The following is a 20744-nucleotide window of genomic DNA, read 5'->3' as shown; positions in this document are numbered from 1 at the left end:
ATGGTGTGGGAACGACTGTCCGAGCACACCGGCCCCCGGCGATTGCGGGAGGCCCTGGATCAGTTGGCCGACCGGTTGCGCACGCCATCGGCGTCGGTGCTGCGTATGGTGTTCGACAACTGGGACGAGCTGGTGGGCTCGGTCATCGCCCAGGAGACCACGCCGGTGCGGCTGGTGGACGGCGAACTGGTGGTGGCGGTGGACGACCCGGCGTGGGCCACCGAGATGCGGTTCTTCGGGGCCGAACTCATGGAACGAATCAACGCCGTTGCCGGGAAGGAAGCGGTGACCACCGTGACCGTCAGGGTGCGTCGCCGATAGGGGCGCAACCGGCGGAGAAGCAGCCCTTCGGTGAGTCAATCCGGGCCGGAAAACTGGTAGAATAACGGCATCGGAGGCGGTGCCCTCGCCGGTGCCCTTGACAGGGGGATTTCCGATCGGGAAGCGCGACGGGAGCACCAACCCACCCCAACCACGAGGCCCGCGGCGCCGGGCAGAAAAGCCAGGTCGTGACGGATACGTCCGAGTCTTACCGAGCCGAAGACATCACCATTCTGGAGGGCTTGGACGCTGTCCGCATGCGTCCCGGCATGTACATCGGCTCCACTTCGGTCACCGGACTCCACCACTTGGTCTACGAGGTGGTGGACAACGCGGTGGACGAGGCGATGGCGGGCTACTGCACCACCATCGAGGTGACCCTTTTGGCCGACGGCGGCTGCGAGGTTCGAGACGATGGCCGGGGCATTCCCGTGGACCCCCATCCCCAGCACCCGGAGATGAGCGCGGTGGCCGTGGTGCTCACCCTCCTGCACGCGGGCGGCAAATTCGGGGGTACCGGCTACAAGGTGTCGGGGGGCCTGCACGGGGTGGGGGTGTCGGTGGTGAACGCGCTGTCGACACGGTTGGAGGTGGAAATCGACCGGGACGGGCAGCGCCACACCATGTCGTTTTCCGACGGGGGTGAGATCGAGAACGACTTGCGGGTGATCGGGGACAGCCCCGAGGGCCGGACGGGCACGACGGTTCGGTTTTGGCCCGACGAATCCATCTTCGACGACGTGAGGTTCCGGGCGCAGGCGTTGCTGGAGCGTCTGCAGATGATGGCGTTCTTGAATCGCAACCTGGAGATCAAGTTCCGTGACCTGCGGGCCGACGGCACCGTGGGGGCCGACTGGACGGTGTACTGCTACCAGAACGGCATCGCCGACTTCGTCCGAGAGGTCAACAGCTCCAAGGAGGCCCTCTTCGACGAGATCGGGTTCTTTGCCCAGGAGGCCGACGGCGACGAGGTGGAAGTGGCCTTCCAGTGGAACACGGGCTACAACACCGACGGTTTGCATTCCTTCGCCAACGGCATCAACACCGTCGAAGGAGGCATGCACGAGGAGGGCTTCCGCAAGGGCCTCACCCGGGTGGTCAACGACTACTGCCGGGCCAAGGGGCATCTCAAGGCGAAGGACGACAACCTGGCGGGGGAGGACATCCGGGAGGGGTTGACCGCCATCGTCAGCGTCCGGTTGCGGGAACCACAGTTCGAGGGTCAAACCAAGTCCAAGCTGGGCAACACGTCGATGCGCTCGTTGGTGGAGCGGGCCACCAACGAAAAGCTGGCCGAATGGCTGGAGGAGAACCCGTCCAATGCCCGCCGCATGGTCACCAAGTGCCTCCAGGCCCAGAAGGCCCGGTTGGCCGCTCGCCAAGCCCGGGACGCAACCCGGCGAAAGTCGGCCCTCGACGGTGCCGGGCTTCCCGGCAAGCTGGTGGACTGTACGTCCACCAATCGGGATGAATGCGAGCTGTTCATCGTGGAGGGAAACTCGGCGGGCGGCTCGGCCAAGGACGCTCGTGACCCCCGGACGATGGCGATTTTGCCCATCCGGGGGAAGATCCTCAACGTGGAACGGGTCCAGGTCGACCGAATGCTCCGCAACACCGAAATCCAGGCGTTGGTGGCCGCCATCGGGGCCGGTTTCGGCGATGAGTTCGACCACATGGGTTCCAATGGCGACCAGGGTTCGGACAACGGGGACACGAGCGCGGACAATGGCGGACCGGAGCTGACGTCCCGGATTCGCTACGGCAAGGTGATCCTGCTGGCCGACGCCGACGTGGACGGCAGCCACATTCGTACGTTGCTGCTCACGTTTCTCTACCGGCAAATGCGCAAGCTGGTGGTGGGGGGCCATGTGTACATTGCCCAGCCCCCGCTGTATTCCACCGAAGTGGGGCGCTCGAAGATCTACCTGAAGGACGACCACGCCAAAGAGGCGTTCTTGGCGGAAAACCCCAAGCACAGCGCCGAGTTCCAACGCCTCAAGGGCCTGGGTGAGATGGACGCCGACGAGCTGTGGTCCACCACCATGGACCCGGAACAGCGAACACTGCTGCGGGTGTCGGTGGAACAGGCGGCGGCCGCCGACGAGGTGTTCTCCAAGTTGATGGGCGAGGACGTGCAGTCACGCAAGCGGTTCATCCAGACGAACGCCAAGGACGTTCGCTTTCTCGACATATGAGCCCCGAGGAGTCCCCACCGGAGGATTCGGGCCGGCCCGAGGAAGCGAACGGAGGTGCCGCTCCCACCGGCACCGTCCAGGACATCGACATCCAAACGGAGATGGAGCAGTCGTTTCTGGACTACGCCATGTCGGTCATCACCGCTCGGGCGCTGCCGGACGTGCGCGACGGCCTCAAACCGGTCCACCGTCGAATCCTGTGGGGCATGTACGACCAGGGCAACCGACCCAACCGACCCCACGTGAAGTGCGCCCGGGTGGTGGGCGACGTGATGGGCAAATACCACCCCCACGGCGACCAGGCGATTTACGACGCGTTGGTGCGGCTGGGCCAGCGTTTCTCGCTGCGTCACCCGTTGATCGATCCTCACGGCAACTTCGGTTCTCCCAACGATCCTCCGGCGGCCATGCGCTACACCGAGTGTCGCCTCGACGAGCTGGCCATGCGGTTGCTGGACGGCATCGACGAGCAGACGGTGGACTTCACCGACAACTTCGACGCCACCGAGCAGGAGCCGTTGGTGTTGCCGTCGCGCTTTCCCAACCTGCTGGTGAACGGCAGCCAGGGCATCGCCGTGGGGATGGCCACCAACATTCCCCCCCACAACCTGGGTGAGGTGGTCGACGCGGTGAACCACCTGCTGGAGAACCCCGACGCCGACAACGAGGCTCTGATGCAGTTCGTGAAGGGACCGGACTTCCCCACCCGAGGCTGCATCATGGGTCATCAAGGGATTCGGGACGCCTACACCACCGGCCAGGGGGCGATCAAGGTGCGAGCGGCGGCGGAGATCGTCGAGGACGGCGCCAATACGCGAATCGTGGTGACCGAGATTCCGTACCAGACCAGCGCGGAGATCATCGAGGAAAAGGTGGCCGACCTGGTCAACCGGCGGGCGGTGGACGGCATACGTCAGATTCACAACGAATCGGCCAAGGGCCGGACCAAGTTGGTGTTCGACTTGAAGCGGGACGCTCCGGCGCTGGTGGTGCTCAACAACCTGTACAAGCACTCACCGCTGCAGACCAACTTCACGGTGAACATGGTGGCCCTGGTGGACGGGGTGCCCCGGACCATGACCCTGCGGGAATGTCTGGTGGCCTACGTGCGTCACCAGGAGGAGGTGGTCCGCCGCCGGACGGAGTTCCGATTGGAGGAGGCTCGCCGTCGGGAGCACATCCTGGAGGGGCTGGTCCGGGCGGTGGACATGATCGACGAGATCATCGCCGCCATCCGAAGCTCGGAGAACCGGGCGGCCGCCCGGGCGACGCTGACCGGTGAGCAGTTCGCGTTCAGCGAGATCCAGGCCAATCACATCCTGGACATGCCGCTGGGCCGACTCACGCAACTCGGCCGCCAGGAACTGAACGAGGAACTGGCCCAGAAGCGGGCCCTGATCTCGGAGTTGGAGGCCATCCTGGCCGACGAGGCCACCCTTCGGTCGGTGGTCCGAGAAGAACTGAACGAGGTGCGGACGGGCCACGCCACCGAACGCCGCACCAGGATTCTGGCCGATGAGGGTGAGATCGACATCGAAGCCCTCATCGACGACGAGGACTTGATGTTCAGCCTGAGCGCGGCCGGCTACGTGAAGACGGTGGTGCCCGATGAGTTCAAGACCCAGAGCCGGGGCGGCAAGGGGGTGATCGGGGCCAATCTGAAGGACGGGGACTACATCTCGACCCTCATTCACACCACCGCCCACGCCTATCTGATGTTCTTCACCAGCAGAGGACGGGTGTTCCGCATCAAAGCTCACGAAGTGCCCCGTACCAGTCGCACCGCTCGGGGTATGGCCATCGTGAACCTCCTGCAGCTCGCCCCGGACGAGACGGTCTCGGCGGTCATCGACACCCGCGACTACGAGACCATGCGGTACCTGTTGTTCGTGACCCGCGGCGGGATGGTGAAGCGCACCCGGTTCCTGGAGTACGACAAGACCCGCTCCGCGGGGCTCATCGCCATCAACCTGCGGGAGGGTGACGAGCTGGTGCGGGTGTTGCCCACCAGCGGCACCGACGACGTCTGTCTGGTGAGCGCCTCGGGGCGGCTCATGCGGTTCTCCGAGTCCGAGGTGCGATCCATGGGTCGATCGGCGGCGGGCGTGCGGGGGATGCGGCTGGTCGGCGAGGACGGGGTGGTGGCGGCCAGCGCCGTTCACCCCGGCGACGAGATGCTGGTGGCCACCGACCAGGGTTTCGGCAAGCGACTGGATCTGGATCACTTTGTGGCCAAGCATCGGGGTGGGCAGGGGAACATCGCCATGAAGCTGTCCGACGAACGCGGCGCCGTGGTGGCCGCTCGGGTGGTGGCCGCCACCGATGAGGTGTTCGCGGTGGCCTCCAACGGGGTCACCATCCGAATGCCGGTGGCGTCGGTGTCCCAGCAAGGTCCCTACGCCGCGGGCGTGCGGATCATGACGGTGCCCGATGATCAGACCATGGTTGCCATCGCCCCGGTGTTCGTGGGCGACCAGAGGGACGACCAGACGGAGTAGCCTGGGTCCGCGCTTCCCCCGCATCCACACCACAACAGGTAGGGCCATGGGCGATCGGGGTTGGAATTCGGTGGTGGCCGCGGCACTGTCGCGTGCCTCGGGACGGCTCACGAGCGAGCGGGGTTCGATTTCGGTGGTGGCCGCGGCAATGGTGGGGGTGTTGGCCATGGCGATAGGGCTGATGGGCCAACTGGGGGCGGACGCCGTTCGTCGGGCGCGGGTGACGGCGGTGGCCGACGTGGTGGCCATGGCCGCCGCCGCTGAGCCACACACCGCCACGACGGTGGCCGCGGCCAACGGGGCCACGGTGGTGTCGTCGATCCGCGAGGACTTCCAGACCGAAGTGGTGGTGCGTCTCGGCGCGGCCACCGCGGTGGCCCGGGCCGAGTACCGCCCCGAGGGATGGTGGCAGTGCCACCGGGATTCCGCCAACGATCCCGTACACTTCGAGTCGTGTCCATCGACCCCGGTCGGGTGAGCGACCCGCCTGTTGCCCCGGCGCCGAGTCAGGCCGTGGCCCACCAGCCGGTGAGGGTCACCCCCAGGGAGTACCGGCGAGCAGTTCGGTTGCAGGCCCGCAAGGTCCGCCGGGTGATTCGCCACATCGAACCGTGGTCGGCGCTGAAGATCTCCTTGATCTTCTACCTGTGCCTGTGGGTGATCGTGATGTTGGCCGGGGTCATGCTGTGGAGTGTGGCCGTGGGCTCGGGCACGGTGGACGACACCGAATCGTTCATCGAGGAGCTGTTCGCGCTGGAGGAGTTCAAGTTCAACGCCGGGCAGATCTTCCGGGGGCTGGCTGTGGGCGGACTGGTCCTGGTGGTGGCCGGCACGTTCTTCAACGTGCTGTTGTGCGTGCTGTTCAATCTCATCAGCGACCTCACCGGGGGCATGAGGATCACGGTGATCGAGGAGGAGACGGCTCGGCAGCGGCCCCGCACCCGGGCCCGGCGATTTCGTTGGCCTGAGTGGAACCCCCGAAAGTAGGCTGACGAGCCGTGCTCGGGGCTATAGCTCAGTCGGTTAGAGCGCACCCCTGATAAGGGTGAGGTCGCTGGTTCGAATCCAGCTAGCCCCACGTGGCGACCGGGCGGGCCGGTTGCGCCTTGGTGACGATTCGTTAGGATGGGGCGCGTGAAGATTCTGCGACGCGCTCTGATCGCGCTGGCCGGTGCCGCGGCCATCGCTGCGATCCTGCGGGCTCGGGGAACCGGGGGTGTGCCGCCCCAATCGGGGGGCTGGCGACAGTTGAGTGGGGGCCAGACCTCCTGATCCGGTCCGGTTCCCCAACGTGAACATCCTGGTTGTCGGCACCGGTGTGGTCGGCGCGGGCCTGGTGGAGCGCTTGGTGGCGTCCCCCCTGTCCATCACCCGGTTGACGGTGGTGGATCGTCACCCCGAGCGAGCGGGGCAGGTGGCCGAGGAGTGCGGAGCCCCGGTGACGGTGGGCAGACTCGAAGACCCGGCCGACGTGGTGGTGTTGGCCACGGCGGCGGGGAGCCAAGGTCGTCTGGCCCGCCGTCTCATGGGCCGGGGACGGGTGGTGCTGGCCACATCCGACTCGGTGTCGGACGTGAAACAGTTGCTGGACCTGGATGACGCCGCCCGCCGGCAAGAAGGACTGGTGGTTGCCGGGGTGGGTATGGCCCCCGGACTGAGCGACGTGTTGGCGGTGCGGGCGGCGGGCGACCTGGAACAGGTGAGCGAGGTACACGTGGCCAAGTTCGGCACGGGGGGCCCGGCGTGCGCCCGCCAGCATCATCGGGCGCTGGCTTCGTCGGCACTGGAGTGGCGGCGGGGTTGGCGGTCCCGCCCGGGGGGCACCGGGCGGGAGCTGTGTTGGTTCCCCGATCCGGTGGACGGGGCCGACTGCTATCGGGCCGCCCTTCCCGATCCCTTGCTGTTGGTGCGACGGTTCGGTGGCGCCGAGCGCATCACCGCCCGAATGGCGGCCACCCGCCGGGATCGGTTCAGCTCGTGGTTGCCCATGCTGCGGCCCCCGCACCCGGAGGGAAAAGTCGGGGCGGTACGGGTGGAGGTGCGGGGCCGCCGGGGCCCCCGGTGGAGCGGGCGGATCATGGGAGCCTCCGCACCCCCCGGTGAGGCCACCGCCGCGGTGCTGTTGAGCGTGATCACCCTCATCGAGCGGGGTCGGGTGGACCAGCGAGGGGCGATGGGATTGGCCGAAGTGGTGGAGGCTACCGAGTTCCTGGACGTTCTGGCCGACAACGGGGTGACCCCCCAGGTGTTCTCCGGCAGCTAGTGCCCAGTCCTCGGCGGTCAGCCGGTGAGATCCGACGGTGGGGGCGACAGCAGGGACAAGAGTTCGGAATGCAGTGCGCCGTTGGTGGCCAGCCAGTCGCCGGCACCGGCGTCGGTACCGCCGGACCAGGTGGTGATGCGGCCACCGGCTTCGGGAATGACCACCAACATGGGGGCGATGTCCCACAGGTTGAGCCCCGGATCCACCATGGCCTCCACCCGCCCGGTGGCCACCAGGACGTAGCCGTACCCGTCGCCCCACGTTCGCATCCGGGGTTCTCGGTGGCGGACCCGGTCGAAGGCGCCGTCGGGCCACCACTCGAACCCCGAGGCGCTCACGTACGACCGACCCAGGTCGGATTGGGTGCTCACCCGGCACCGACGACCGTTGTGGAAGCAACCCCGTTGCCGTCCGGCCCACACCGCTTCGTCGAGGCCGGGAACGGCCACCACGCCCGCCGCGGGCCCGTGACCGTCGAACATGGCCAGCAACGTGGTGTACAGGGGAACCCCCCGGACGAAACTGCGGGTGCCGTCGATGGGGTCGATGATCCAGGTCCTGTCCGAGGAGCCTTGCTGGTCGGCGAACTCCTCGCCCACGATGGCGTCGTCGGGGAAGCGGGTGGCCAACTCCTCCCGGAGAAACGTCTCCGCGGCCTGGTCGGCGTCGGTCACCGGTGACCCGTCGTCCTTGCGACGCACGGACAACTCGTGGTCGGCAAACCACCGGAGCGTGAGCCGACCCGCCTCTCGGGTCAGGTGGACGGCCTCGTCCAGCAGTTCCTGGTTCACCGGCGGGGGGCTGCCGGTGTCGGTCATCCCAGGATGCCCTCGTCACGCAGTCGGGCCAGGCGCTCCTCGCTGAGTCCGAGCACCTCGCTCAGCACCTCATCGGTCTGCTGACCGACCGTGGGCGCGTGGGTGGGGGTGGGGAGTTCCTCGTCGAAGAACCGGACCGGCAGGGGAAGCTGCTCGCACCCCAACTGTTCGGCGGAAAACAGGGGGAGCCGGTCCTGGAACTGGGGGTCGTCGACCACCGTCTTGGCGTTGTTGACCGGGGCGATGGGGGTGTTCACCCGGTCGCCGAACTCCAACCACTCGGCGCTGGTCTTGGTGCGGAAGATCTCCCGCAGCTCCCGCTGCAACTCCATGTTGCCCCGGGCGTGGTCGGCGTACTTGGACCCCGGCCAGCGGTCGAAGAGATCCATACGATCGAGGGCTTCGCAGAAGTTGCGCCAAAAGGCCTGCTCGGAGGCCATGAACAGCACGTGTCCGTCGGAGGACTCGTACATCTGGTAGCGGACCCCCTCCCACATGCCGGCCAGGCCGGGAGCGCGGCGCTCGTAGTTGTCGGCGGGGTTGCCGGTGACCTCGTCGGCGGGTCGCTCGTAGGCCCGCCACGTCTCGATCCGGTACCAGTCCATGTAGGCGGCGGCGTCGGATTGGGCCAGTTCCAGACGACAGCCCTCTCCGGTGGAACGGGCTCGGATGATGCCCGACAACAAGGCCAGGGCGCCGATGAGCGGCCCCACGTTGATGCCGATGTTGGGCATCTCCGGGATGCGGCAAAACCCGTCGTCGTCGTAGTCGGGGGGGATGAGTCCGGCCCAGGTGTCGTAGGCGATGCCGTGGCTGGGCATGTCCTTGTAGGGGCCGGTCATGCCGTAACCGCTGATCGTGGCGAACACGATGCGGGGGTTCACCTCCTTGAGCTGCTCGAACCCCAGGCCCCGACGCTCCAGCGCGCCCGGACGCATGGCCTCCACCACGGCGTCGGCGTTGCGAACCAGGTCCAGATACAGCTCCACCCCGTCGGGTTGGCGCAGATCCAACACGATGCTGCGCTTGCCGCGGTGGGTGTGCAGGTGCAACAGGGACACACCGTTGACGATGGGCCACGTCATCTGGCGGATGTAATCGCCCTGGGGCGGTTCCACCTTGATGACGTCGGCCCCGAGGTCGGACAAGAAGGTGGTGAGGAACCCCGGTCCGAGCAGCGAACTCTCGATCACCCGGAGACCGGCCAGGGGCGGTGCTGAGTGGCTCATGCCTGCATTCCTCCATCCACTCGAAGGATGATTCCGTTGCAATAGCTTGCGTCATCACCGGCCAGGAAGGCGAAGGCGGCGGCCAGCTCCGCGGGCCGGCCCATACGGTCGAAGGGAAGGATGCGGTTCATCAGGGCCAAGTCCACGTCGTCGGGGGGAAGGAATTGCTCGGTGATCGGCGTCTCCACGCCGCCGGGGGCAATGCAGTTGACCCGGACGCCCGTCTTCCCGTTGGTGATGGCCATGGTCTGGGTGAGGGCGATCACCCCGCCCTTGGACGCCGAGTAGGCCGAACTCCAGGGCTGGGCGTTGGTGCCCGCGGTGGAGGCGGTGTTCACGATGGCGCCCTTGGACTCGATCAAATGGGGGAGGCAGGCGGTGGACATGAAGTAGGTGCCGGTGAGGTTCACCCCGATGGTCCGGTTCCAGCCCTCGAGGGTCTCTTCCTCATCGCGGATGAAGTGGCCGAGGCCGGCTATGTTGCACAACACGTCGATGCGGCCGTAGGCGGCGATCACCTGATCGACCGCCGGTTGGATGGCGGCCACGTCCAGCAGGTCCAACTGGATGGCCAAATCCACGTCCGACACCGGGTCACGGTCGACGCCCACCACCGTGGCCCCCTCGGATCGCAGACGGGCTGCGGTGGCCTGACCGATGCCGGAGGCCGCGCCGGTCACGATGGCGACTTTGTCTTGAAATCGGTTCATGGCCCCAGCATTGCCCATGGGACCGATCAGTCGGGCATCGAAGCCGCCAATGTCCCTGCCCGTTCGGGGGCGGGCGTCGGGTGCGCCTGCAAGACGGCCCTGTCGGTCAGGGGCGGGTGACGGCCAGGGCTCGGGCGGGGGCTTCGATGACCCCGGCCAACATGTCCACCAGGTTGGCCTGGTAGACGTCCTCGGTGGTGGCCAGTGGCTCCCCGGCTTCGATGCACCGGGCCCGCTCGGCCAGCGACGAGATCATCAACTGGATCATGCCCAGAACCCGCTCATCCTGCTGGGCCGGGCTCTCCACCGGCGGCCGATCTCGCAGTCGCCGCAGGATGGTGTCCAGGTGGGCGGGTACGTGGGTGGGGTCGAGATTCCAGCGGCCGAACTCGGCGCTGAGCTGGGCCACGATCCGCAGGTAGCAGCGCCCGCTGGGGGTGGACAGCCGGCGGATCAAGGGCCGGATCAGCGCTTCGATGAGCGCCGGTGTTCGGTTGTCGTCCAGAGCGGTCCACACCTCACCCCGTTCCCGGTCGATGGGTTCCCCGTGGTCGGCCAGGATGGCGTCGAGCACCCCACGACGGGATCCGAAGTGGTAGGTGAGCGCGGAGCTGTTGCGTTGACCGGCAGCGGCCACGATGTCCTGCACCCGGACCCGCCAGATGCCCTGGTCGGCGAAGAGGCGCTCGGCCTCGGCGATCAGTCGGCTGCGAGTCTCGGTGGCGTCACGCGGCACTACCGTAACTCAGGGGCAAGAGGGCGGTTTCCGGGATGAGCTCCACGTTGATGCCGTCGGGCAGGGGATGCTGGAAATCGGGATAGCGCCGCTGGGCGGTGGCCCGGTAGCGGTCGGTGGAGTGGACCGGGTCGGTGTCGTACTCGGGAATGACCTTGGTACCGAAGACCTCGAGCATCTCCTCGATCTCCTCGTGCTCCATGCCCTCGCCGGGCAGGCCGAACACCACCTGGTCGCAGCCCACCTTCTGGTAGCGGGCCACCTGCTCGCAGACCTCCTCGGCGTTGCCGCACAGCATGTAGCCGCCGTCGATGGCCGCGTCGAGCATCTCGTCGGTCCAATCGATCTGCATCGGGGGCGAAGGCCAGGTGATGGCGTCGGGGGACTTGGGCATGGTGTCGTGGTAGAGGTTGACCATGGTGACCAGGTAGCCCCGGCCCTTGGTCTTGGCGATCTCCCGGGCCCGCTCCCGGTCCTCAAGGCAGACCACGGCGTTGGTCATCATGACGTTGTCGTTCTTGAACTGGCCGATCTGCTCGACGGGGTTCTGGATGGCCTCCTTGTAGGCGTCGATTCGATCCTGGAGGGCGAAAATGGGCTCGAAATTGAAGGCAATGGCCCCGATGCCCAGCGAACCCGCCTTGGCGAAGGTGGGAGGGTTGCCACAGGCCACCCAAATGGGCGGATGGCCCTGGCCGTGGGGCTTGGGCAGCACGTTGTGGGGCTTGGGCACCGAGAAGTGCTCTCCCTCGAAGTCATAATCCCGCTGCTCCCACATGCGGGGGATCTCGCGGATCACCTCGTCCCACATGGACTTGGTTTCGGGAGGCGTCAACCCGCCGAAGGTGGCCACCTCATGGCTGCCCGCCCCCCGACCGGTGCCGAACTCGAAGCGACCCTCGGTGATGTGGTCGAGCATGGCCGCCCGCTCGGCGATCCGGACCGGGTGTTCCTTGGCGGTGGGCAGGCTGGTGATGCCGGTGGACAGGTGGATGCGGTCGGTCTTGGCGGCCACGTAGCCCATCACCGGCGCGGGTGCCGACATGTGGCTGTACTCGGTCAGGCAGTGATGCTCACCGAACCAGGCGTACTTCCAGTTGTACTTGTCGGCGGTGATGGCGTAGTGGGCCTCGCGCATCAAGGCGGTGTGCTCGGCCGTGGTGTCGTGGGCCGCCGGCCCGGGAATGTAGCCGTTCAGGAAAACGCCGAACTCCATGGTCTCCTCCGAAGGTTGGTCGAGTCAGTGGACGAGACCAGTTCTAATGGATGCTATTAGAACTGTCAAGTCAGGGTCGGTCCACCTGGCGGTGCAGTTCCTCGATCCAACGCTGGGCATCGGCCCACGCCGAGGCCACCGCGGCGGTTTGGTCGTCGTGGCCCCTGGTGGAAGTGGGATAGGAGCCCAGGAACTTCACCTCGCCGTGTTTGGCCACGATGCTGGTCAGGCAGTCGGACACGAGTGGGTCGGCCACGTGGCCCTCCAAGTCGATGAGGAAGCAATAGTCCCCCAGCGCCTTCTTGGTGGGGCGCGACTCCAGCTTGGTGAGGTTGATGGAGCGAGCCGCGAACTCGGCCAGGATCCCCATCAACGAGCCCGACCGGTCGGACCGCTGAAACACCACGATGGAGGTCTTGTCGTGTCCGGTGGGGGCGGGCACGCCGGTGGGGGCCACCGCCACGAAGCGGGTTTGGTTGTCGGGATGGTCCTCGATGTCGGTGGCCAACAACTCCAAGCCGTAGAGCTTCTGGGACAGGGCGGTGCCGATGGCCGCGCTGGTGGGGTCGTGGGAGTCGGCCAGGTCCCGGACGGCGGCGGCGGTGGAGTTGGCCGCCGCCTCATCGGCGTGGGGGAAGTGCTTGTTCAGGTAGCGGCGGCATTGGGCGGTGGCCACGGGAAAGCTGAAGATCCGGCCGATCCGGTCGATTGTTGCGCCGGGCAGGCCGAGCAGGTGGAGGCGGATGTCGATGACCACCTCCCGCTGAATGAGCAGATTGTGCTCGAAGATCAGGGCGTCCAGGGCCACGTTGACCGTGCCCTCGATGGAGTTCTCGATGGCGGTGAAACCCCAGTCCACCCGGCCGTCGGTGGCGTATTCCAGCACCTCGGGGATGGAGCGGCAGAGCCGGTGGTCGGCGGCGGCCAGATCGGGCTGGGTCAACAGCGCTTCCTCGGTGAAGGTGCCCGGTGGGCCCAGGTAGGCCACAGAGGCCGGTGTCCGGGCCGTATTCGTCACAAAAGGGCAGGATAGTGGTACCGGGTCGGGGGAAAGCGGTGGGTAAATTGCAGGGACGATGGTGAAGGACGGGACCGAGCGGTGGATGAGGATCACCTGCGGCAACTGATGGCCGACGTGCGCGACGGCACGGTGTCGGCCGACGACGCCGTGCGGGTGCTGCGCAAGTTGCCCTTCGCCGACTTGGGGTTCGCCCGGGTGGATCACCACCGCAGCCTCCGCCAGGGTCTGGCCGAGGTGGTGTACGGGCCGGGCAAGACGCCTCAACAGTGTCGCGCCATCGTGAGTGAGTTGCTGGGGCAGCCGGGCGGGCCGGTGTTGTTGACCCGATGTACGGATGAGCAGTCCGAGGCGGTCCTGGCCGTGAATCCCGAGGGGAAACGCCAGGGCACCACGGTGGTGTGGCGACCGGCACCGACGCGGCCCGGCCACATTGTGCTGGCCGCCGCGGGCACCGCCGATCTCCCGGTGGCCGAGGAGTGCGAGGTGGTGCTGGCGGCCCACGGCGTGGTACCGGAGCGACTGCTGGATGTGGGGGTGGCCGGTCTCCACCGACTCCTGGGTGACGCCGAGACGCTGGTGCGGGCCGATGCGGTGGTGGTGGTGGCCGGAATGGAAGGGGCGTTGGCCTCGGTGGTGGGGGGTCTGACCCCGGCCCCGGTGGTGGCGGTGCCCACCAGCGCGGGGTACGGCTCGTCGCTGGAAGGGGTGACGGCGCTGTTGGCCATGCTGTCGTCGTGTGCGGCCGGGATCACGGTGGTCGGGGTGGACAACGGCTTCGGGGCGGCGTGCGCGGCGCTGCGGCTGCTGGCCGCTCGACAGCGCGGTCCCACGGTGAAGGAGGTGACCAATGGCTGAGCCCGCCCGTGTGGGGTGGTTTCACTGCTTCAGCGGCATCGCCGGCGACATGGCCCTGGGGGCGTTGATCGACGCCGGGGCGGACGTGGCCGAGGTGCGGGAGATCTGCGAGCTGTTGCCGGTGGGAGGCTGGGATCTGCAGGCTCATCCCACGCAGCGGGGAGGCATCGCGGCCACCGACGTGCGGGTGATCAGCAGCGAGACGTCGGTGGTGCGCACCGCCAGCCACATCAATGCCCTGGTCGGCGAAGCCCGGTTGCCGGAACGGGTGGCCGATCGGGCGTTGGCGGTGTTCGACGCCCTGGCTCGGGCGGAAGGCAAGCTGCATCGCCGCCCGCCCGAACAGGTCCACTTTCACGAGGTGGGCGGGCTGGACGCCATCATCGACGTGGTGGGCACGTGCGCCGCGCTCGAAGTCCTGGGCATCGAGGAGGTCCACTCCAGCGCAGTGGCCTGTGGCCGGGGCATGATCCGCAGCGCCCACGGGCGGCTCCCCAACCCGCCCCCGGCGGTGGTCGAGCTGCTGGTGGGCTGTCCGACGTTCGGTTTGGACGTGGGGTTGGAGCTGACCACCCCGACCGGGGCGGCCATCGTGTCGGCGTTGGCCACCGGCTGGGGCCCCATGCCCCCGATGACCGTGGTGGCCAGCGGATTCGGGGCCGGCGACAACCAACTGGAGGATCGCCCCAACCTGACGCAGGTGGTGATCGGCACCACGGCGTCGTCCCGCCCGGAGGGTCAGCCGGTCATGTTGTTCGAGACCAACGTGGACGACGCCACCGGGGAGTCGGTGGCGCACGCGGTGGCCGAGTTGCTGAATGCCGGGGCTCATGATGCCTGGATCACCCCCATTGTGATGAAGAAGGGGCGCCCGGCCTACACGGTCAGTGCCCTGGCCGATCCCGCGCTGGGCGAACAGGTGGCGGCGACGCTGGCGGCGGAAACCGGCTCGTTGGGGGTGCGGGGCCGACTGATGGAACGGTGGCCCCGGTCGCGCCTGGACCAGGAGGTGGACGTCCACGGACGCCGGGTGCGGGTCAAGGTGAGCGCCGGTCGGGTCAAGGTGGAGCACGACGAGGCGGTGCGGGCGTCCAATCTGTTGGGGATGCCCGCCCGGGAGGTGGTGTCGTTGGCCGAGGAGGCGTGGCGCCGCCGGGGCGACGACGAGCCGGTGGCCTAGTCATCAGGCCGGCCCCCTATCATCGATGGCTGTGAGCGAGGACCGGTTCTATTTTCGGCAACTCCTGTCGGGGCGGGATGTGGCCGTGGGGGACATGCTCGCCCGCCAGATGGTGAACTTCGTCTACCTGATCGGTGATCGGGCCACCGGCGAGGCCGTGGTGGTGGATCCGGCGTACGATCCCGAGGGAATCGTGGCCCTGTTGGAGGCCGACGGCATGCGCCTGACCGGGGTATTGGCCACCCACTACCACCCCGATCACGTGGGGGGCTCGATGATGCAGTTCTCCATCACCGGGGTGGCCGAGTTGCTGGAGTTGGTGTCGGTTCCGGTTCACGTGCAGGCCGACGAAGCCCACTACGTGAGCCTGGCCACCGGCATCAGCGAAGACGAACTCTGCGTGCATCGCAGTGGTGACGTGCTGTCGGTGGGCGCGGTGGACATCGAGATGATCCACACGCCGGGCCACACGCCGGGCAGCCAGTGCTTTCTGACCAACGGCAAACTGGTGGCGGGCGACACCCTGTTCCTGGAGGGGTGCGGCCGCACCGACTTGCCGGGCAGCGACCCGGCGGCCATGTACGAGAGCCTCACCCAGCGCCTGGCGAGGGTGCCCGACAGTGCGACGTTGTATCCCGGCCACCTCTACTCGCCCCAGCCGTCGGCGTCGCTGGGGGAGACCCGGCGCACCAACTACGTGTTCATGCCCCGCTCGGCCGAGCAGTGGCTGGCCATGTTCGGCGGGTGAGTACGGTGCGGGCTCCACGGGGGCGGCGGGTTCGGTTTGTGTCCCCTGATCGGCCCCTTTCGGCGGGTGACCGAGGTGGGTGACCCGCTGGCCGCTTTGGATGCCCACGTGGGGGAGTCGCTGGAGGCGTTGTTGGCGGCCCTGGACCAGGCGGGCTTCGACGCCGGGCTGTGGGAACTGTGCCGAGGGCGTATCGAACAGATGATAGGGGACGGCCCGAACGTCGAGGTCGGTCAACCCCGCAGCGAGCGGGAGCAGGTGGTGCTGGCCTTCGTGGAGCAGTACGTGCTGGATGCCCACGGCGTGACCGATGAGCTGTGCGCCGAACTGAACGCCTGCTTCACGCCACCGGAATTGGCCGCGCTCACCACCGCCATTGCCACCTGGGAGGGCTTGGCCCGTAGCCGAGCCGCACTGAAAGGAGTCATCTCTTGACCAGAATCGTCATCCCCGAGGGGGGAGCATCGCTGTTCGACCATCAGCCCGAGCTGTTTGCGGCGTTCAACCGCTTCTACGGCACGCTGTGGAGCGAGGGCAGGCTGGATCAGGCCACCAAGGAGGTGGGCCGGCTCCGCAACGCCCGGGTGAACGACTGCAACATTTGAAAGAACCTGCGCTTCGCAGGTGCGAAGCAGCAGGGGCTCACCGAGGAGCTGGTGGACCAGGTCCACGACGGCTACGCCGACGGCGACCTGCCCGATCGGTTCAAACTGGCCCTGCGGCTGGCCGACGCGGTGATCACCGATCCCACCGGCATCAGCCCGTCCGAGCAGGAGGCGTTGCGTGAGGAGTTCTCCTCCGAGGAGCTGGCCGAGTTGGCCTTGACCGTGGCCATGGCGGCGGGTTTCTCCAAGGCCGCCATCGCCTGGGGACCACCCCCACCCATCCCCGTCACCGAAATCCCCACCCCCACCCCCACCAGCACCGTGGCCTGAGGCTCGGCGTGGGGGCGCGGTCTGAGAGAGCAAGTTGAGGGGGACGTGCGCGAGGAGGGACTTGAACCCTCACGTCCTTGCGGACACAGGAACCTGAATCCTGCGCGTCTGCCAATTCCGCCACTCGCGCCGACTGTCGGGGTGCCAGCGTACAAGACGGATGGTCGGATCGGTAAGCGAGAATCGGTTGGTGGCAGTGAACTGTCGAGGGGGGTGGGGGGTGGGTATAGTCCATCGCAAAGTGGGGGCACCACGGCGATGGAACTCGGATGATTCGGCTGGAGGCGGGGCAAGCCACCGACACGGGCCGACGTCGGGAGAAGAACGAAGACTCGATGCTGGTGACCGACCGGTTGTTCGCGGTTGCCGACGGCTTGGGCGGTCACCAGGGCGGTGAGGTGGCCTCCGCGCTGGCGGTGGCCACGCTGGCCGCCGAGGTCGACGCCGCGGTGGCGGCCCGCAGCGAGAGCCGCCGCCGACTGGGCCGGGCTCGCCGGGACTCGGACCCCCCTTCGCCGACCGTCGGGGAGTTGCTGGAGGCGATGGACCGGGCCAACCAGGCGATTCTGAGCCGGGCATCGACGGATGCGGCCTTGACGGGAATGGCCACCACCCTGTGTGTGCTGGCCGTGGTGGAGGACGGCCCGCAGGAGGGGCTGGCGGTGTTGAACATCGGGGATTCCCGGGTGTACCGCAGCGACGACCGCGGCTTTCGCCAACTGACCCACGACCACACGGTGGGCCAGGAGATGTTGCGGTTCGGGGCCACCCAACAGGAGGCCGACGCCCACCCCGAGAGCCATCAACTGAGCCGCGTCCTGGGCGTTGAGCCGACGATCGCGGTGGAGGACTGGACGCTGACACCGGTGTGTGGTGATCGCTACCTGCTGTGTTCCGACGGATTGACCAACATGGTTACCGACCGGGACATCCATGCGGTCCTCCGGCTGAACCAGTCGCCGACGGCCGCCGCCGAGGCGCTGGTGCAGGTCGCTTTGGCCCACGGTGGCAAGGACAACGTCACCGTGGTGATCGTGGATGTAGCGGACGTAGGCCGCCCCTAGTTGGCCCCCACCAGCCGGTACGCTGTTTTCTGCCATGTCAGCCAACGACCAAGAGCTGCTGGGCGGTCGCTACCAACTCCGAAATCAGATCGCTCGTGGCGGCATGACCGACGTTTTCCTGGGACAGGACACCCTGCTGTCCCGTCCGGTGGCCATCAAACGCCTGTTTCCGGAGTTTGCCGCCGACCCCAGCTTCGTGGAGCGGTTCAAGCGGGAGGCCACCGCGGCGGCCAACCTCAGCCACCCCAACATCGTGGCGGTGTACGACTGGGGCTCGGCCGACCGCACCTACTTCATCGTCATGGAATACGTGGAGGGCCACAGCCTGGCCGAGCTGCTTCGCTCGAGCGGGCCGTTGCCCCCGGAGCGCGCCGCGGAGATCGCCATGTACGTGGCCGGTGCGCTGGGATTCGCCCACAACAACGGGGTGATCCATCGGGATGTGAAGCCGGGAAACGTGCTGCTGTCGCCCGACGGCAAAGTGAAGGTGACCGACTTCGGCATCGCCATCGCCGCCTTCGGGGGCGCGGAGTCGAACTTGACCCAAACCGGCTCGGTGATGGGAACCGCCACGTACTTCTCGCCCGAACAGGCCCAGGGCAAGGCCCTGGACCACCGGAGCGACCTGTACTCGTTGGGGGTGGTGCTGTACGAGATGCTGTGCGGGCGTCCCCCCTTCACCGGGGACAGTTCGGTGGCGGTGGCCTACAAGCACGTTCAGGAGACCGTGCCCTCCCCGTCGTCGTTGGGGGTGGTGCTGCCCGAGTCGCTGGAGGCCATCACCCAGAAACTGCTGGCCAAGAATCCGGCCCGGCGCTACCCCACCGCCTCCGACCTCCAGCGGGACCTGCGACGATTTCGCGAGGGACGCCATCAACTGGGATCCCGCCCGGCGGCGGGCGACGGGCCGCGGGGGACTCCGGCACCGCCCGTGCAGGAACCCGAGACTCCGGCCCCCGTGGCCGGTACCCCGGTGGCGGGGGGCGGCGGACCGATGCCGCCTTCGGCCCCCGCCCCGGCGCCGGTGCTGGAACCGTCGTCACGCGCCGGGCTGTACACCGCAGCGGCGGTGATTTTCGTGGCCGTGGCGGTACTGGTCTTCTTCGTGTTGTCCAACGTGCTCGACAACGGTGACGACCCACCGCCGGTGGTGGCCACCGCCACCCCCGTTCCCCTGGTGTCGGTGCCCGACGTGGTGGGGATGACGCACCAAGCAGCGGTCGGACAATTGCGGGCCGCCGGTTTCGGTGTGGTCCAGGTGTTCCAGGCCAGTGATGCGGTGGCCGCCAACGAGGTAATCGCCCAGGATCCGGCCGGGCTCACCGAGCTGGAACAAGGGGAGGAAATCGAACTGGTGGTGAGTTCGGGCGCCGAACCGGTCGCCGTGCCCGGCGTGGTGGGCCAGAGTGCCGATGACGCCGCCCGCTTCCTGCAGGATCGAGGGTTCGCCTCCGAATTACGAGTGGAGACCGGATCGACCGCGCCGGCGGGGCAGGTGTTGCGGCAGGATCCCCCGGTGGACACCCCGGTGGCACCGGGCAGCACGGTGGTGCTCTACGTGGCCGAGGGCATTCAGGCCATCGAGGTGCCGCAGGTGGCGGGGATGACCCTGCTCCAGGCCACCCAGGTGCTGGTGCAAGCCGGCCTGGAGGTGAGCGAAGAGGTGCTGGAGGAGCCGTCCCCGGAAGTGGAGGAGGGCTTGGTGATCACCACCGACCCCGCGCCGCCGGTGCTGTTGCTACCCGATACCCCCATCACCATCGTGGTGTCGACGGGTCCGGAGCGCGTGGTCGTGCCCAACCTGATCGGCTTGACCCCGCAAGCCGCCGGGCAGCGGCTGGAGGAGTTGCAACTGGTGTTGCTGCAGCCGGTACCGGAGTGCGACGTGCCCAACGACACCGAGGAGCTGGTGGGTCGAATCCTGGAGCAGGTGCCGGTCGCCGATGAGGAACTCCTGGCGGGCACCGAGGTCACGGCCTGTGTGGGCTCGCCCCCATCGGTCATCCCGGTGGTGACGCCCGGGCCCAACGGCACGCCCGTTGGGCCGGTGGACGCCCTGACCCCCCGCCGGAACGAGGCGGCCGCCGCTGCCGCCCAGGTGAATGCCCGATCCATCGCCGCCGCCCAGCAACCCAATGCCCTGAACAGCATTGCCCGGTGGAATGCCCTGTCGAGCAGGTTTGCCGCGGAGTGCCGGGCGTTGTCGGCCACTTACGCCGACATTCCCGGATTCGGCGTGGCCTGGAATCTGGAGCCCCCTTATCCGATGCCGGCATCCGCGGCCAATGCCGCCAACTGGGCCGAGGGCATCGACGGCGACACCCCCGGTGTGGACGACGGCTGCACCGTGTCCTGGAGTTAGCCCGGCCTCAGCGCTCGGTCAGGGCCAAGAAGTTGGCCAACATGTCGTGGCCCGCCGCGGTGAGGATCGACTCCGGGTGGAACTGCACTCCTTCCACCGGATGGTCCCGGTGGCGCAGGCCCATGACCAGCCCGTCGTCGGTTTCGGCGGTGACCTCGAGGACGTCGGGCACCGATGACCGTTCCACGATGAGGGAGTGGTAGCGGGTGGCCTCCAGGGGATTGGGGAGATCGGCGAAGACTCCTTGACCGGTGTGGCGGATGATCGACGTCTTGCCGTGCATGACCTGGGGGGCCCGCACCACCTGCCCGCCGAAGACCTCCCCGAGGCACTGCAACCCGAGACACACCCCGAGCACGGGCCGAACGCCGCAGAACGCCCGGATGACGGCGTTGCTCAGACCGGCGTCCGACGGCCGCCCCGGTCCGGGACTGATGAGCACGCCGTCGGGATCGAGTTGCCGGGCGTCGTCCAGGGAGATGGCGTCGTGGCGGTGGACGACGGGCGTGGCCCCCAACTCACCCAGGTACTGCACCAGGTTGTAGACGAAGGAGTCGTAGTTGTCGATCACCAGGATTCTGGGGCTCACCGTC

The 20744-nt window shown here is 67.7% G+C and carries 22 protein-coding genes and 2 tRNA genes; 16 read left to right on the top strand and 8 right to left on the bottom strand.

Translation table 11 applies throughout. The features are described from left to right. From ACOQPQ_RS10745 to ACOQPQ_RS10710, 8 genes are all read left to right on the top strand, one after another. Positions 1 to 321 (top strand): DciA family protein, encoded by a 321-nt coding sequence (locus ACOQPQ_RS10745; RefSeq protein WP_420639429.1) that lies wholly within the window; start codon positions 1 to 3, stop codon positions 319 to 321. Positions 322 to 509: 188 nt separating this feature from the next. After that, positions 510 to 2516 (top strand): DNA gyrase/topoisomerase IV subunit B, encoded by a 2007-nt coding sequence (locus ACOQPQ_RS10740; RefSeq protein ID WP_420639428.1) that lies wholly within the window; start codon positions 510 to 512, stop codon positions 2514 to 2516. Then, on the top strand, positions 2513 to 5014 hold the full coding sequence (gene gyrA, locus ACOQPQ_RS10735; protein ID WP_420639427.1) for a DNA gyrase subunit A: 2502 nt from the start codon (positions 2513 to 2515) through the stop codon (positions 5012 to 5014). The genes ACOQPQ_RS10740 and gyrA overlap by 4 nt, the downstream gene beginning before the upstream one ends. Positions 5015 to 5060: 46 nt before the next feature. Continuing rightward, a complete protein-coding gene (locus tag ACOQPQ_RS10730; protein ID WP_420639426.1) occupies positions 5061 to 5492 on the top strand; it encodes a hypothetical protein in 432 nt (143 codons plus the stop codon). Next, positions 5468 to 6001: a DUF3566 domain-containing protein gene (locus tag ACOQPQ_RS10725; RefSeq protein WP_420639425.1), complete on the top strand. Its 534-nt coding sequence runs from the start codon at positions 5468 to 5470 to the stop codon at positions 5999 to 6001. Before ACOQPQ_RS10730 ends, ACOQPQ_RS10725 begins: the two co-directional genes overlap by 25 nt. 17 nt (positions 6002 to 6018) lie before the next feature. Continuing rightward, a tRNA-Ile gene (locus tag ACOQPQ_RS10720) sits at positions 6019 to 6092 on the top strand. A 56-nt stretch (positions 6093 to 6148) separates the two neighbouring features. Beyond that, a complete protein-coding gene (locus ACOQPQ_RS10715; RefSeq protein ID WP_420639424.1) occupies positions 6149 to 6286 on the top strand; it encodes a hypothetical protein in 138 nt (45 codons plus the stop codon). A gap of 19 nt (positions 6287 to 6305) precedes the next feature. Then, positions 6306 to 7277 (top strand): NAD(P)-binding domain-containing protein, encoded by a 972-nt coding sequence (locus ACOQPQ_RS10710; RefSeq protein ID WP_420639423.1) that lies wholly within the window; start codon positions 6306 to 6308, stop codon positions 7275 to 7277. 17 nt (positions 7278 to 7294) lie between these two features. Here ACOQPQ_RS10710 and ACOQPQ_RS10705 read toward each other — a convergent pair whose 3' ends face one another. From ACOQPQ_RS10705 to pheA, 6 genes are all read right to left on the bottom strand, one after another. Further along, positions 7295 to 8095, bottom strand: a complete 801-nt coding sequence (locus ACOQPQ_RS10705; RefSeq protein ID WP_420639422.1) for an inositol monophosphatase family protein — start codon at positions 8093 to 8095, stop codon at positions 7295 to 7297. Further along, entirely contained in the window at positions 8092 to 9324 is a 1233-nt protein-coding gene (locus ACOQPQ_RS10700) for a CaiB/BaiF CoA transferase family protein (protein ID WP_420639421.1), read from the bottom strand. Before ACOQPQ_RS10700 ends, ACOQPQ_RS10705 begins: the two co-directional genes overlap by 4 nt. Beyond that, a complete protein-coding gene (locus tag ACOQPQ_RS10695; protein ID WP_420639420.1) occupies positions 9321 to 10034 on the bottom strand; it encodes an SDR family NAD(P)-dependent oxidoreductase in 714 nt (237 codons plus the stop codon). Before ACOQPQ_RS10695 ends, ACOQPQ_RS10700 begins: the two co-directional genes overlap by 4 nt. A 106-nt stretch (positions 10035 to 10140) precedes the next feature. Next, positions 10141 to 10770, bottom strand: a complete 630-nt coding sequence (locus ACOQPQ_RS10690; RefSeq protein WP_420639419.1) for a TetR/AcrR family transcriptional regulator — start codon at positions 10768 to 10770, stop codon at positions 10141 to 10143. Beyond that, positions 10760 to 11986, bottom strand: a complete 1227-nt coding sequence (locus ACOQPQ_RS10685; protein ID WP_420639418.1) for an LLM class flavin-dependent oxidoreductase — start codon at positions 11984 to 11986, stop codon at positions 10760 to 10762. Before ACOQPQ_RS10685 ends, ACOQPQ_RS10690 begins: the two co-directional genes overlap by 11 nt. A 70-nt stretch (positions 11987 to 12056) precedes the next feature. Continuing rightward, positions 12057 to 13004 carry a prephenate dehydratase gene (pheA, locus tag ACOQPQ_RS10680; RefSeq protein WP_420639417.1) on the bottom strand — a complete coding sequence of 316 codons (948 nt, stop codon included), beginning with the start codon at positions 13002 to 13004 and terminating at the stop codon, positions 12057 to 12059. An 81-nt stretch (positions 13005 to 13085) separates the two neighbouring features. Here pheA and larB point away from each other — a divergent pair, with 81 nt between their 5' ends. The 6 genes from larB to ACOQPQ_RS10650 all read left to right on the top strand — a co-directional run bounded on the left by larB (position 13086) and on the right by ACOQPQ_RS10650 (position 16725). Beyond that, on the top strand, positions 13086 to 13862 hold the full coding sequence (gene larB, locus ACOQPQ_RS10675; RefSeq protein WP_420639416.1) for a nickel pincer cofactor biosynthesis protein LarB: 777 nt from the start codon (positions 13086 to 13088) through the stop codon (positions 13860 to 13862). Further along, positions 13855 to 15042, top strand: coding sequence for a nickel pincer cofactor biosynthesis protein LarC (gene larC, locus ACOQPQ_RS10670; RefSeq protein ID WP_420639415.1), 1188 nt, complete (start codon positions 13855 to 13857; stop codon positions 15040 to 15042). Before larB ends, larC begins: the two co-directional genes overlap by 8 nt. A gap of 31 nt (positions 15043 to 15073) precedes the next feature. Continuing rightward, complete coding sequence (locus ACOQPQ_RS10665; RefSeq protein ID WP_420639414.1) at positions 15074 to 15790, top strand: MBL fold metallo-hydrolase; 717 nt, start codon at positions 15074 to 15076, stop codon at positions 15788 to 15790. A gap of 66 nt (positions 15791 to 15856) precedes the next feature. Then, positions 15857 to 16225, top strand: coding sequence for a hypothetical protein (locus tag ACOQPQ_RS10660; RefSeq protein ID WP_420639413.1), 369 nt, complete (start codon positions 15857 to 15859; stop codon positions 16223 to 16225). Beyond that, positions 16222 to 16395 carry a carboxymuconolactone decarboxylase family protein gene (locus ACOQPQ_RS10655; RefSeq protein WP_420639412.1) on the top strand — a complete coding sequence of 58 codons (174 nt, stop codon included), beginning with the start codon at positions 16222 to 16224 and terminating at the stop codon, positions 16393 to 16395. Before ACOQPQ_RS10660 ends, ACOQPQ_RS10655 begins: the two co-directional genes overlap by 4 nt. Positions 16396 to 16446: 51 nt before the next feature. After that, positions 16447 to 16725: a carboxymuconolactone decarboxylase family protein gene (locus ACOQPQ_RS10650; protein WP_420639411.1), complete on the top strand. Its 279-nt coding sequence runs from the start codon at positions 16447 to 16449 to the stop codon at positions 16723 to 16725. A gap of 46 nt (positions 16726 to 16771) precedes the next feature. Here ACOQPQ_RS10650 and ACOQPQ_RS10645 read toward each other — a convergent pair. Beyond that, positions 16772 to 16855, bottom strand: a tRNA-Leu gene (locus tag ACOQPQ_RS10645). Between the two features lie 139 nt (positions 16856 to 16994). On the opposite strand from ACOQPQ_RS10645, the gene ACOQPQ_RS10640 reads away from it, so the two are divergent. Beyond that, the gene (locus ACOQPQ_RS10640) at positions 16995 to 17789 is read left to right on the top strand and encodes a PP2C family protein-serine/threonine phosphatase (RefSeq protein ID WP_420639410.1); all 795 of its coding nucleotides are present in this window, start codon (positions 16995 to 16997) and stop codon (positions 17787 to 17789) included. 34 nt (positions 17790 to 17823) lie between these two features. Next, a complete protein-coding gene (gene pknB / locus ACOQPQ_RS10635; RefSeq protein ID WP_420639409.1) occupies positions 17824 to 20151 on the top strand; it encodes a Stk1 family PASTA domain-containing Ser/Thr kinase in 2328 nt (775 codons plus the stop codon). A gap of 7 nt (positions 20152 to 20158) precedes the next feature. On the opposite strand, the gene ACOQPQ_RS10630 is transcribed toward pknB, so the two are convergent. Next, positions 20159 to 20740, bottom strand: coding sequence for an anthranilate synthase component II (locus ACOQPQ_RS10630; protein ID WP_420639408.1), 582 nt, complete (start codon positions 20738 to 20740; stop codon positions 20159 to 20161). Positions 20741 to 20744: the final 4 nt, after the last annotated feature.

Source organism: Candidatus Poriferisocius sp. (genome assembly GCF_965219775.1).
Lineage (GTDB): Bacteria > Actinomycetota > Acidimicrobiia > Acidimicrobiales > Bin134 > Poriferisocius.
This window is presented reverse-complemented; position numbering and strand designations above follow the sequence as displayed.